The organism is Enterobacter sp. 3U4 (assembly GCF_057224565.1).
In genome coordinates this window covers 4,214,409-4,227,469 of sequence record NZ_CP136665.1, presented here as the reverse complement: position 1 = coordinate 4,227,469, position 13,061 = coordinate 4,214,409, and the positions used below count along the sequence as shown (strand labels likewise).

General features: G+C 50.2%; 7 protein-coding genes and 2 pseudogenes. 7 read left to right on the top strand and 2 right to left on the bottom strand.

Annotated elements, in window-relative coordinates:
* Window positions 1-879 precede the first annotated feature (879 nt).
* From RVY89_RS20120 to tnpC, 4 genes are all read left to right on the top strand, one after another.
* Window positions 880-1,281 carry a type II toxin-antitoxin system PemK/MazF family toxin gene (locus tag RVY89_RS20120; RefSeq protein ID WP_484826264.1) on the top strand — a complete coding sequence of 134 codons (402 nt, stop codon included), beginning with the start codon at window positions 880-882 and terminating at the stop codon, window positions 1,279-1,281.
* 971 nt (window positions 1,282-2,252) lie between these two features.
* Window positions 2,253-2,861: an IS66-like element accessory protein TnpA gene (tnpA, locus tag RVY89_RS20115; RefSeq protein WP_484825541.1), complete on the top strand. Its 609-nt coding sequence runs from the start codon at window positions 2,253-2,255 to the stop codon at window positions 2,859-2,861.
* Window positions 2,858-3,205 (top strand): IS66 family insertion sequence element accessory protein TnpB, encoded by a 348-nt coding sequence (gene tnpB, locus RVY89_RS20110; RefSeq protein WP_484825540.1) that lies wholly within the window; start codon window positions 2,858-2,860, stop codon window positions 3,203-3,205. Before tnpA ends, tnpB begins: the two co-directional genes overlap by 4 nt.
* 19 nt (window positions 3,206-3,224) lie before the next feature.
* The gene (gene tnpC / locus RVY89_RS20105) at window positions 3,225-4,859 is read left to right on the top strand and encodes an IS66 family transposase (RefSeq protein ID WP_484825539.1); all 1,635 of its coding nucleotides are present in this window, start codon (window positions 3,225-3,227) and stop codon (window positions 4,857-4,859) included.
* Between the two features lie 277 nt (window positions 4,860-5,136).
* Here the strand turns inward: tnpC and RVY89_RS20100 are convergent, their stop codons facing one another.
* Together RVY89_RS20100 and RVY89_RS20095 are read right to left on the bottom strand one after the other, a co-directional pair.
* The gene (locus RVY89_RS20100) at window positions 5,137-6,702 is read right to left on the bottom strand and encodes an EAL domain-containing protein (protein WP_484826263.1); all 1,566 of its coding nucleotides are present in this window, start codon (window positions 6,700-6,702) and stop codon (window positions 5,137-5,139) included.
* 81 nt (window positions 6,703-6,783) lie between these two features.
* Window positions 6,784-7,584 carry a PhzF family phenazine biosynthesis protein gene (locus tag RVY89_RS20095; protein WP_484826262.1) on the bottom strand — a complete coding sequence of 267 codons (801 nt, stop codon included), beginning with the start codon at window positions 7,582-7,584 and terminating at the stop codon, window positions 6,784-6,786.
* 658 nt (window positions 7,585-8,242) lie between these two features.
* Between RVY89_RS20095 and RVY89_RS20090 the strand changes: the two genes are divergently transcribed.
* The 3 genes and pseudogenes from RVY89_RS20090 (at window position 8,243) to RVY89_RS20080 (ending at window position 13,030) form a co-directional block, all read left to right on the top strand.
* Complete coding sequence (locus RVY89_RS20090; RefSeq protein ID WP_484826261.1) at window positions 8,243-11,146, top strand: inverse autotransporter beta domain-containing protein; 2,904 nt, start codon at window positions 8,243-8,245, stop codon at window positions 11,144-11,146.
* 142 nt (window positions 11,147-11,288) lie between these two features.
* Window positions 11,289-11,892: pseudogene (locus RVY89_RS20085) on the top strand (IS256 family transposase); the annotation flags it as partial.
* Window positions 11,893-11,971: 79 nt separating this feature from the next.
* Window positions 11,972-13,030 (top strand): annotated as a pseudogene (locus RVY89_RS20080) (integrase core domain-containing protein).
* Window positions 13,031-13,061 lie beyond the last annotated feature (31 nt).

The window sequence follows — 13,061 nt, the reverse complement described above, 5'->3', positions numbered from 1 at the left end:
CTATACGCTGCTACTATACGAATATTAAAACTCACCTATTCAAAGACAGGTTTTTGCCAGAAAAAGCGCAATTTAGAATTGCGTTCAACATCGGGCCATGATTTAAGATTAGTGCTTGTTCCAAAGTTTGCAAACTCACACTACACTTTGATTTATAAGGCTTTAACAATCAAACACGGCTTAAATGCAGCAATTTTCAAAATAGAACAAAGCGTTAAATTTCAACTTTATGTTTATTATCATTATTTTTTGTCAGGATACTTCAATTAGTTATGAATTCTCTATTTTTGGACATTGAGATAATATCCTTTCAATTCAGCATGTTAATAGAAAATGCGCACATACAAATCATAAGACTTTTCTCACATATTTACACTTTGTAATATTTCACTTAAGAATCGTTCTGCATTAATTTGTCCACTCTATTTATGCCAGATAATCCTCAGTGTGTATGTATATGCCTTCCAGTGGCTGCGTCTTCATGCGCAAGCGTAAATTAACATCTGTGTGCAGTATCTGAGATACCCATCTCATGTATCTGGCTGCCGGAAGACCCGTGCCAGCGATAGCATTGCGCAACGGTGAAAGGCAAGCGGAAGCAAGGTTTGAGAGGGCTATCTTTTATTGAAGTGGTCGAAGCAAATGAAAACCATGTCTTGCATTACAACATTGCCTTTACATAAGGCTGTTGTGCAAGCCACGGATGATGGAATATAGAGCCTGTAAGAAAACGAACCCGTCACCGGGCATTTTTTAAGGACGTAAAGGGGTGACAGTTTGCATTTACCTGAGTGTTTATACCTTTTTTTCGATTAGCAATGCATTCATGAATTTGTTGGGATAAAATTTGCATATAGTCATCATCAGGTGAATAAATTTATGGGATTAAAATTCCAACCTCAGGTTCGCTCTGTTTTGATGTGTGATTTTAGGGGGCTGATTGTTCCTGAGATTGTTAAAATTCGTCCAGTTATAGTTGTCGCAAGAAATCGATACAACAACCAGCTAGTAACCGTTGTACCGATAAGCACAACAGCGCCGACTTCTGTAAGAGAATGTCACCATAATCTTTCAGAGAATCTCCTCCCCGGCAATGAACATATTTCATGCTGGGCTAAGTGTGACATGGTCATGACGGTATCACTTGCGCGCCTGGATCGAATCAAGACCAGATCATGGGAAGGCCGTAGTTATGTTGTGCCTCAGGTAACCGCAGAAGAATTTGAGCGCGTTAAGCGGGCAATTTTGCATGGCATGGGATTGTCTTACTTGCTCAGATAGTGCTGCTCATAGCTGCCAATTGTTGACTTATGTTTAGCCTTCGCTAATACTGGCTCCGTACCCTTATGGGACTTGTGAGACTTTCGAGAGAAAGCCAGGAGCGGTAAGATGGTGATGACAAACCTGCTGCCCCTGTGTTAGGGCACCTTAACCGGTGCCTCTGTCATTTCTGTTACATCTCCATAATTTAACCACTAAAATCTGTAAAGCAATTTGGCGTTGTCTGTTCCTTCGGCTTGGATTTCTCTGATTATCAGGCGTTTTCACCCCTCCCTGAGGGGATTAATTGAACCACTCGGCAGGCAATGGATTTTTACATCCCGGGACATGCCTGATACACCATCCATATACTCAGTATCAAACCTGACCGGCCCCACTGGAGACATCATTAACGGTACGTCCGGTGCAGCAACTTCAGAATGGCAATGACCTGGTGTTCGGTGAATAGCGCGTTACGCATGGTAATCTCATCAGAAGACATGGTCAGTATTTCGGGGCTTTTAAAACTGAAGGGTAATTTTAGCAGGGTGACTTACAGACATATCGTTAGCACACAAGAAATCGCTTTTAAGCGTCACTTTAATGTACTGATTTGCAATAATTTCATTTAAAATCAATGTCGAATATATCCGCGACAAACACTGGTCTGACGTCTATAACATCGCTACCCACCATGGATAAGGTGCGTTTTACAGGATTTTTCCTTATATATTACGGGGCCTGGCTGATGTCGGCAGGTTCCCGGATTTTCATTCAGGCATTAACCCTCATCAACCATGTCGAACTTCTGTCGGGCCTCACCTGGCAGGATATTCAACTCTCTTTATGCGCGAGTAAAGTATTTGGCAGTGTACTTTTAATCGTTGGTGATCTACTTCATGTCGTAAGCGCACCGTCCCCGACGTCTGGATAAACTGATTCATCCTGGTAACGATAATGTCCACTATTTTTTCGGATAATGGACACTGAACATGAATGAGCGGACGTGGATAAATGAAGCGCTGCAGCTTCGATTTGATAAAAAAGTTAAGCTGGAACAGATACGTAGGAAAGTCGATGTTCCCAGAACCACCCTGCACAGCCTTTTTGACCGCTTTACCCGTTCAGCTCTGAGTTGGCCCATCCCTGCTGACATATCTCCGGAGCAACTTGAACAGCTTCTCTACCCCGGGAAAAACCAGCAATATAAACAATCCCCTCCCGCTAATATGCCTGAAAAACGCCGGCGACCGAATTATGCTCCTGAGTTCAAACGTCATCTCGTCGAGCTGTCAATGCAACCCGATGCTAATGTCGCACGCCTGGCCCGGGAGCACGGTATTAATGACAACCTGCTGTTTAACTGGCGCCATCAGCATAAGCAGGAAAAACTGCGCTGCGCGGATAACCCATCAACAGAACTGGTGCCGGTGAGTATCATCTCTCCTTCCGTTGCACCGGCGTCCCTGTCAACGCCGTTACCCGACGATACACTCCGGTGCTCCGTGGAGTTACCCGGCGGCACGCTGAAACTACATGGCGCAGTCACACCGGCGTTGTTACGTGTGTTGCTCAGCGAGCTGAAAGGCGGTGCCCAGTGATAATGCCGCCAGCCAGCACCAGAATCTGGATCATCGCGGGTATTACGGATATGAGATGTGGGTTCAACGGCCTTGCCTCAAAGATCCAGAACACGCTGAAAGACGACCCGTTCTCCGGCCATATCTTCGTGTTCCGTGGCCGCAGTGGCAGGATGGTAAAAATCCTGTGGGCCGATCGCGACGGGCTATGTCTCTTCGCCAAACGCCTGGAGCGGGGCCGCTTCGTGTGGCCGGTCGCGCGGGAAGGTAAGGTTCACCTGACTCCCGCCCAACTGTCCATGCTGCTGGAGGGTATATCGTGGCAGCATCCAAAACGAACAGAACGACCTGGCATACGGATATAACGCGTGATAAAACAGGGAAATGGATGACACTCTCCCTGATGATATCGAACAGCTAAAAGCCATGCTGCGTGAGCAGCAGGCTGCCCTGCAGCAGCAACATGCCGTCATGAAAAAACAGCAGTCCCGGCTTCGTCAGTATACGGGACAGGTCGCAGGCTACGAACTGGAAATCAGCCGCCTGAAAGCGCAGCTGGATAAACTGCGGAGAATGCTGTTCGGTCAGAGTTCAGAAAAGAGCCGCCATAAGCTGGAAAACAAAATCCGTCAGGCAGAGAAACGCTTGTCAGAGCTGGAGACCCGTCTGGAGGCGGCAAAAAACTGCCTGAACGACAACGAACCAGCGCCCGATGTGCCAGCAGATGCTGTGACAGCACCAGGAACGACGTCAGAAAGAAACGCCCGTAACACCTCCCGAAAACCACTCCCCGCCGACCTGCCACGGGAAACGCAGACCCTCCTGCCGGCGGACAGCGTCTGCCCGTCCTGTGGTGGAGAACTGAAGGTGATGGGCGAAACCCTCTCTGAGCAACTGGAAATCATCAACACCGCCTTTAAAGTTATCGAAACGGTCCGGCCGAAGCTGGCGTGCAGCCGGTGCGACGTTATCGTCCAGGCACCGCTCCCGGCTAAACCAGTAGAAGGCAGTCGTGTGGGCAGCAGCCTGCTGACCCGCATCCTGGTCGGCAAATATGTGGAGCATACGCCGCTGTACCGACAGTCTGAAATCTACGCCCGTCATGGACTGGCGCTGAGCCGTAACACGATGGTCCGCTGGGTGGCGATGATGGCCAACCGGCTTCGTCCGCTGTACGAGGCTCTTAACCAGTACGTTCTGCAGGCGGGCAAGGTGCACACTGATGACACGCCGGTGAGGGTGCTCGATCCGGGGAAGGGTAAAACGCGAACCGGCCGGCTGTGGGTCTACGTCCGGGATGACCGCAACGCCGGGGCGGCAGAACCACCGGCGGTCTGGTTCTCGTACTCAGCGGACCGGAAAGGGGAACACCCGCAGCGGCATCTCTCCGGGTACAGAGGCGTACTTCAGGCCGATGCATACGGAGGGTATGACGCGCTGTATGAGTCCGGGCACATCAGAGAAGCGGCGTGCATGGCGCATGCCAGACGAAAAATCCATGACGAGCATGTGCGGCGACCGACAGACATGACGAATGAAGCCCTGAAACGCATAGCCGCGTTGTATGCTATCGAAGCCGAAATCCGTGGGCTATCGCCAGGTGAGCGACTGACAGCCAGAAAAGAGCGGACGGTACCGCAGATGCAGTCGTTGCATGACTGGGTCCTGGAGCAGATGAAAACGCTGTCGGTTCACGCGGAGATGGCGAAGGCGTTCACGTACATGCTGAAACAGTGGGATGCGCTGAACGAATACTGTCGCAATGGTATGGTGGAAATAGACAATAACATAGGGGAAAACGCGCTGCGCTCAGTGGCGGTTGGCCGAAAAAATTATCTGTTCTTCGGCTCTGACAACGGTGGTGAGGCCGCAGCAATCATCTACAGCCTGCTCGGCACCTGCAAACTGAACGGCGTGGAGCCGGAAGGCTGGCTGCGTGAGGTTATAGACAAGATCAACGACTGGCCTTCAAACCGGGTAGGTGAGCTGCTGCCCTGGAACCTCTCCTCCGTAAAATAACCCTTACACTACGTTCATGACGGAGCGCTTACTCATGTCGGCTGAATAATCATCAGCAAGGGTAGTTCGGGATTTTATGCATGATGTATATGCCCTGTAGGGTTGTGTAATAAATATGATTTCAGAGGAACGGGTTGAGAAAACTTTCATGGAAAGCAGATCGTTGCCACATGTGTGCTTACAAAGGGCGTCGGGATAGTTCCAGCTAACGCTGCTCAGGGCAGGTTCATCCGTCCCAGCCTCTGGCAGGACCACAGAAAGTGGATCGGTATTGCACTCAGTTGATTTCGGTGCCGACGAAGCGCTTATTCTGCAATACTGCCAGACGGATAAATGCAGATGCCGTCAGAGGACGGGAAAAATGGTATCCCTGCAAAAATGCTACCTGATGTGAAGCCAGCCAGCTGGCCTGATACGGAGTTTCCACACCTTCCGCGACAATTCCCAGCCCTAGCGTTCTTGCCATACTGATAACACAGCTCACCAGCTTGTCAGAGCCGGGGGCGTTCGAAAGTCGGCTTACAAATGACCGATCGATTTTTATGTAATCAATCGGGAGAGTATTGAGATATCCCAGATTTGAATACCCTGTACCGAAATCATCAAGTGCGATCTGTACGCCATGCCCACGTAAATTAAAGAGAAGAGCATCAAGGTCCGGGGACTGCTCAAACGGCTCCCGCTCTGTAATCTCAGCAACCAACTGGATACTTCCCTCCAGGAACGCATCCTTAAAGCGTCTGAAATCGTTGACAGTCAAATCCCCGGCCCTCAGATGAGCAGCGCTGACATTAAAGGCTATGTGAAAAGGCTGCCTCATACGCTTCACAACAGGAGCCAGATCGGTAACAGCCTGTGCCATCAGTAACCGGGTAAGCGGTATGATCAACCCGCTCTTTTCTGCCTGAGGAATAAACACATCCGGCGGAATATACATGCCTGACTGATGCTTCCACCGGGCCAGAACCTCCACTCCGTATATTTCCCCCGTGCGGCTACACACGACAGGTTGATACCAGGGCACAATTTCCCGCTTTTTAATGGCCTGAGCCAGGTAGTCATAGGGTGTTGGCAACCTGAACGTCTGACGCCAGACCTGGGCGCCCCCCAACAGACCAAGCAAAGCAAACAGGGCGATCAATACCTGACCCCGCTCCATAATCTGCCCAAATGAAAGGGTAGCTGGCGCAGTATACTCCACCGAATATGGGTACACGGAAAAAGACGAGAGTACATTTCGTTCTTTCTGACCGGATGCGAAACCGTTAATTTCCCCCATTGGTGATAAATAGACCGATCCAACCCTGAAGTGCATTGCTGAGCGCGTACTCAGTAAAGATAAAACATCAGCAATGTGCGTTGCACCGATGCTGGTTGCAATGGTTCCCTCAGGGAAATGCGTCAGCAGAATGAGGAGGGGATCGTCTGGCGTAATGACACTCCCTTCCCGCAAGCTTAACCGGCCTCCGGTATAGTGACTGAGGTCCACCGTACGCGGTGACGATGAGCCAAATGACGAACATACCAGTTTGCTGTCGTGCAATAAACTGACTACCCGCAGATGAGGCTGCTGAATGGTGAGGCGATTCAGCTCGTTTCGTACTTCCGACGTGCAGGGTGCCTGCAAATATTTTCTTGCTGCAAGTGCGGCACGCTCAGCTTCGTCAAGCAAGCGATCGGTTCTGACCACGGCATTTCGGGCAGATAAGGCCATTTCCTCGCGTTCCGCCTGGTGCAGCTGATATCCTGTCGCCAAAAATCCTGCAATCAGAATACTCAGCCCCGTCAGAAACGCGACACATGCTCTGATCAGAATACGGGGAAAATGCGGCTCCTGATACATGAGGCACTCCTTACTACTGATGTGAAAAATAGTTAACGTCTCATCGCAGGCAGGGCAGCAACAGCGCATTCCCGCTATCCACTATGGCAGAATGAATTCGCCTCTGATAACCAGCCTGGCCTCACCCACCAGTTCCACTCTCCCGTCACCGGTAATACGACAGGTTAACCGTCCTTTTCGGGCCCCTCCCTGAACGGCACTGAGGGTAGTTTTTCCTAGACGTACGGCCCAGTAGGGTGCAAGAAACGTGTGAGCAGAGCCCGTAACAGGATCTTCATTTACGCCCACCTGCGGACCAAACCACCGGGAACGAAAACTGTCTTCTCCCGATTTAGCGGTCACCACGACTCCGCGGTGAGGGCTGGTAGCCAGCCGCACAAAGTCAGGCTGGAGCGAATCCAGTTTACTTTCATCATGAAGAACGACAATGAGGTCCGATGCCACCAGAACGTCATCCACATCGCCAGATAACAGTCCCAGCGCCCCTTCCAGCCCCACAGGCCTGTCGGTGACTGAGGCATGTACAGCGGGAAAATTCATGCTGTAAAAATGTCCTTCACGCCTCACAGAGAGAAGTCCGCTACGCGTATAAAAGGCCAGTTCATCCACACCAGAATGGTGTATCTCAAAGAGCACGGCAGCGGTGGCAAGCGTGGCGTGCCCACAGAGGTCAACTTCCGTCGCTGGCGTAAACCAGCGGAGGTTGTGTGTGCCCTCAGCGGCATTGTTAACATAGAATGCGGTTTCAGACAGGTTGTTCTCCTGTGCGATTTTCTGCAGCACGCTGTTATCCGGCCAGGATGTCATCAGACACACGGCGGCAGGATTTCCTGTAAATGGTCCATCAGAGAAAGCATCAACCTGGTAAAAGGGAATATGCATGTCACTTCACTCACTGGTTAGTTTATGGAATAAACTGCCTCATGCTGCCATTACCTCAGCGTCCTGTACAGAAAGCAGCATACGCGTTTCATCAGGCACGTCTGACGGCATATGACAACGGCCCCTTTCTTCTGACATTTATTAATCTGGTAGTATCCCTTTCTGTTTTTGCGTAAAGGCAATATTCATTATGTCAAAGAATACCATTCAACTCTGACAGTTAACGGCATTCTGTCAGGATATTCACACAATTAAAATAAGACATTCTGTTGAATGCATTTTTAGATATTGATACACCCTGCTGAAACAGCATTCCCACACCACAAAAGTAAGTCAGTTGTTAAAAAATGAAATGATATCTCATTCAGCCTTTAAAAGCGGACTTTCTTAGCACGCTAACGCTCTGGCGGCGTCATTCATTTCCCTGCAACCCTCGTCGCATTTATTTATCCATAAATGGACAGCTTTCATCACTGCAGACACAAAAACCCCATCAACCATCTTATTTTCATGAAGTTTATTTCATGAAAATATTTTTGTTACGCACTAGCATTTTTTGTAAACAATTCTATATTCAGAATGAGCAGCCAGAATAACACTTTCTATTTATCCGATACCTGCCGACCATTTTGTTATACTTTGCCTCAAAGGGTAATTTATGCATATAACTGCAGCAGTAAGCCGTTTGCGCGCGATTTTCGTATTTCTGACCGCACTGTGGTCAGTCGCCATAGCTCCGGTCTTCCCGGCCTATGCCTCACTCCTCCTCCCCGACCTCGGGGCCCCCGCCGCGCACAGCGCGAAGGGTAAATCTGCCGGCGACGCCGACGCGCAGAAGCTGGCCGATGATGCCGCTGCCGCTTCAGTCGCCAGCCAGGCTCAGTCCCTCGCCAGCATGGCCGCACAGGGGGCCAGTGAAGGTGAGTTCGCCGACATGGCCAAAGCTCGCGCGCTCGGCATGGCCACCGGCCAGGTTAACTCTCAGCTCGAGCACTGGCTCTCCGGCGTCGGTAACGCCCGCGTCCAGCTCGACCTCGACCAGGATTTTTCCATCCGCAACTCCGAGTTCGACATTCTGGTGCCCTGGTACGAGTCCGCCGACAATCTGTACTTCTCACAGCACAGCATCCATCGCACCGACGACCGCACCCAGCTCAACACCGGGGCCGGTATCCGTCACTTTGGCAAGACCTGGATGACCGGCGCCAACATGTTCCTCGACTATGACCTCTCCCGCGGCCATACCCGTATGGGCGTCGGCGGTGAACTCTGGCGTGACTACCTCAAGCTCGGCGTCAACGGCTATATGCGTCTTAGCAACTGGAAGAGTGCCCCGGAGCTCAACAATGACTACTATGCCCGTCCTGCTAACGGCTGGGATGTGCGTGCTGAAGGCTGGCTCCCGGCCTATCCGCAACTCGGCGGAACTCTGCGTGTTGAGCAGTATTACGGTAAGGAAGTCGCCCTGTTCAGTAAAGATGAACGTCACGCTAACCCGATGGCCGTCACGGCAGGTGTTAATTACACCCCGGTCCCTTTGCTGACCTTCAATGCCGAGCAGAGTACCGGCAGCAGCGGTATTAATGAAACCCGCGTGGGCATACAGCTGAACTGGAATCCGTCCATGAACTGGTCACAGATGCTGGACCCGGATGCCGTGGATGGCACCCGAACCCTTGCCGGCAGTCGTCTGGACCTGGTGGACCGCAACAACAATATCGTTCTTGAATATAAGAAAAAAGAACTGTTACGTCTTGACCTCTATCCGCATACGGAAGGGCGTGGTGGTGCCATCTTCCCGCTGGTCCAGTCACTGAAAACCAAATATCCACTGAAAGAAATCCAGTGGGATGCAGGTGAGTTCCAGGCGGCTGGCGGAAAAATCACCGGCACCGGAACTGCCACACGCATCACCCTGCCGGCCTACCGCTCACCGACTGCTGCCGGCGGCAATGCGTCCGCGCAGAATACTTATGTAATCACTGGCACGGCCTGGGATACGAAAGGAAATGCCTCCTCGCCGGAGCGCGCAGAGGTAGTGGTTCTGGCAAGCGTCATCTCGGAAGCTAACTCCACACTGAAGGCCAGCCCGGAAAGTATTATCGCTGACGGTAAAGCCCGTTCAGTCATTACACTGACGCTGAACGATGCAGACAAGGCTCCGGTTGCTGGTGAGGATGTGGCATTCACCGTCAGTGGGGTACAGGGAACCACTCTGAGCGCCGTGAAGGACAACGGAGATGGTACCTATACTGCAGAACTCTCTGGTACGCAAACCGGGCTGGCGACCATCAGCGCCTCTGCGAACGGTGTGGCCCTGAGCTCGCTGAGTGCTAAGGTTGCCCTGGGGAAAGAGATAGCAGGCAATGTCTACAGTCTGAACGCATCGCCAGCGAATATCTCAGCAGACGGAATCGAAGCGTCAATTCTGACACTGACTATACATGATAAAAATGGAAAGCCTGCTAGTGGTCAAAAAGTTGCCTTCAGAGCCAGTGGTGTTGATGGAACAACACTGGGAAATGTAAAAGACAACAATGATGGAACGTACAGCGCCGAATTAAGAGGTACACAGATGGGTCAAGCCATAATAATGGCATACGTGGACAGCACAGAATTAAGTGCCCTTAGCGCAAAAGTAACCCTGATGGCAGTAGTATCAGAAGCTAATTCTAACCTGAAAGCATTACCAGAGAACATTGTAGCAAATGGAACAGATACATCGACACTGACACTGACTATAAATGACAAGAACGGAAAACCGCTCAGTGGTCAGATTGTTACTTTCAGGGTCGGTGGACTGAATGGCACAACACTGGAACGAGTGAAGGACAATAACGACGGAACATATAGCACGTTACTGCGAGGCACACAGGCGGGGAGTGTCGTCATTACTGCAGTAGTAAATAATAAACCATTAAACTCCCTGAATGCAAAAGTAATACTCACTGCGGTACCAGTATTTACTGACATTAGTACACCAGTCAACAATTATACTTTTGCTTTAGGTGCAGGCTTCCCTCAAACTGGGTTTAGCGGTGCGAAGTTCAGATTAAATATATCCGGCGCGCAATCAGACTACATCTGGAGCACTAATCAAAGCTCAGACATCGTTTCTGTCGATAATGTCGGGCTGGTGACACTCCATGGAATACCGTCAGGGACCGTAGTAGTTACAGCACAAACAAAATCCGGACCGGCGCAGGCTATTTCTTATCGTTTCACTTTGAAGGGATGGTATTTCCAGACCAGTGGTGCTGCACTAACCTTTTCTAATGCCAAAGCATTTTGTAGCAACCGTTCAGCGGTAACACCAACTATTCAACAACTAAATGGAAACCCGGGATACGGAGCCGGTAGCCGGGGAACTATTGGAGGTCTATGGAGCGAATGGGGAAATATATCGAACTATAAAGCAAACTGGACCAGCACCAGTGGATGGTATTGGTCATCAACAAAGGGAACTTCTGGAGTGGGAAGTATTGTCAGGCTAACAACAGGTACAGTTAACTCTGCGTCTGGTGGAAGTACATATAAAGGGGCCTGCAGACAAGAGTTATAGCTCAAGCCTGCGCCGAAACATCAGAATTGATAATATTATCTGGAGCGGGAGACTGTAATTAAAAATGTGTAATTGCCTGTTTTTGATATGTTCACTCCAACATCGGAGACAGGCAAATTATGGACAAAAATAGCTCAATGCACTGGCTGCGGAACTGGCTAAAGGCCCTAAAAGCGAAGCTGATCTTAACCAGTTTTCCCGGATGCTGGCGAAGCTTATCGTCGAAACAGCACCAATGCTGAGCTGACAGACCATCTCGGGCATGAGAAAAATGCGACCAAAACGGGCTCAAACACCCGCAATGGCTACGAGACAAAGACGGTGTTATACGATGAAGGCGAGATAGGACTGAACACACCGCGTGACCGTACCCGCAGCTTATTAAAAAGTACCAGACGTGCATTACGCAGAAGGACAGCCAGATTTTATCCTTCTACGCCACAGGCATGACCGCGCACGAAATCGTCGCCACCTTCAAAGAGATGTACGACGCAGATGTGTCCCCCACGCTGATATCTAAAGTCACTGACGCCGTAAAAGAGCAGGTTTCTGTGTGGCAAAACCGACCGTTGGATGCGCTGTATCCCATTGTTTATATGGACTGCATTGTCGTCAAAGTTCGTCAGAATGGTAGTGTAATCAACAAAGCTGTCTTCCTGGCACTGTGTATCAACACCGGAGGCCAGAAAGAATTGCTGGGTATGTGGCTGACCGAAAATGAAAGCGCAAAGTTCTGGCTGAGCATGTGTAAGTATCCCGCATAATCGTGCCATTCACATTTAGAGATCATCCGGCATAATCAATCTGCCAGCGAAGGAGATCGCTATGCGTAAAGCCCGTTTTACTGAGCATCAGATCATCGCTGTGATTAAGTCGGTTGAAGCCGGACGAACCGTTAAAGATGTCTGCCGGGAGGCTGGTATATCTGAGGCCAGCTATTACAACTGGAAAGCGAAGTTTGGCGGGATGGAAGCCTCTGATATTAAAAAGATCAAGGACCTTGAGGACGAGAACAGGCGTCTTAAACAGATGTTTGCCGATCTCAGTCTTGAGAACCGGGCGCTGAAAGATGTTATCGGAAAAAAGCTTTAAAACCAGCCTTTAAGCGTGAGCTGGTCACTCATCTGATAACGACGTTCGGACTCAGTATTCGTCAGGCCTGCCGGAGTCTCAATCTGAGCAGAACGGTTTACCATTACCGCCCGGATACCACGCGTGATGAGCCTGTTATTGCCGCATTGCAGGCGGTGGCTGAACGATACCCACGATATGGTTTTCCGAAGCTTTACCAGGTTCTGCGGCGGCAGGGATATCCGTGGAATCACAAAAGGCTCCACCGTATTTACTGTCTGCTGAAGCTGAATTTTCGCCGTAAAGGCAAGCAACGGCTGCCGGTACGCAATCCCTCACCACTGGCTGAATGGGCAGAGAATCATGCCGTAAAACTGGAGTTTATCCAGCCGGGTAAGCTGACGCAGAACGCTTTCATCGAGCGTTTTAACAGGACATACCGTACAGAAATACTCGATTTTTATCTGTTCAGAACGCTGAATGAAGTGCGGGAAATCACGGAAAGATGGGTGTCAGAATATAACTGTGAACGCCCGCATGAATCACTGAACAATATGACGCCAGAGGAATATCGGCAGCACCATTATTTGACCGGGATCTCAAAAAATGCATGGAACTAAGACGGGTCTATTTACACTGAATGAACACTGGCTCAGCGATATTCTTCATGCCCGGAAAACGATTAATGACTGACGGCAGGATTATAACGAGTGCCGTCCCCATTCATCGCTGGATTACCAGACACTAGCTGAATTCTCAACAGACTGGCGAAACAGGAAATATGAAGAAAAACCAACCGACATTACTAACTGACGGTTGTATCTAATCCTGGGGTAGGTCATCT

Coding starts and splice junctions, on each gene's coding strand:
- RVY89_RS20120 (WP_484826264.1), top strand. CDS start 880: ATGGGATTAAAATTCCAACCTCAGGTTCGCTCTGTTTTGATGTGTGAT.
- tnpA (WP_484825541.1), top strand. CDS start 2,253: ATGAATGAGCGGACGTGGATAAATGAAGCGCTGCAGCTTCGATTTGAT.
- tnpC (WP_484825539.1), top strand. CDS start 3,225: ATGGATGACACTCTCCCTGATGATATCGAACAGCTAAAAGCCATGCTG.
- RVY89_RS20100 (WP_484826263.1), bottom strand. CDS start 6,702: ATGTATCAGGAGCCGCATTTTCCCCGTATTCTGATCAGAGCATGTGTC.
- RVY89_RS20095 (WP_484826262.1), bottom strand. CDS start 7,584: ATGCATATTCCCTTTTACCAGGTTGATGCTTTCTCTGATGGACCATTT.
- RVY89_RS20090 (WP_484826261.1), top strand. CDS start 8,243: ATGCATATAACTGCAGCAGTAAGCCGTTTGCGCGCGATTTTCGTATTT.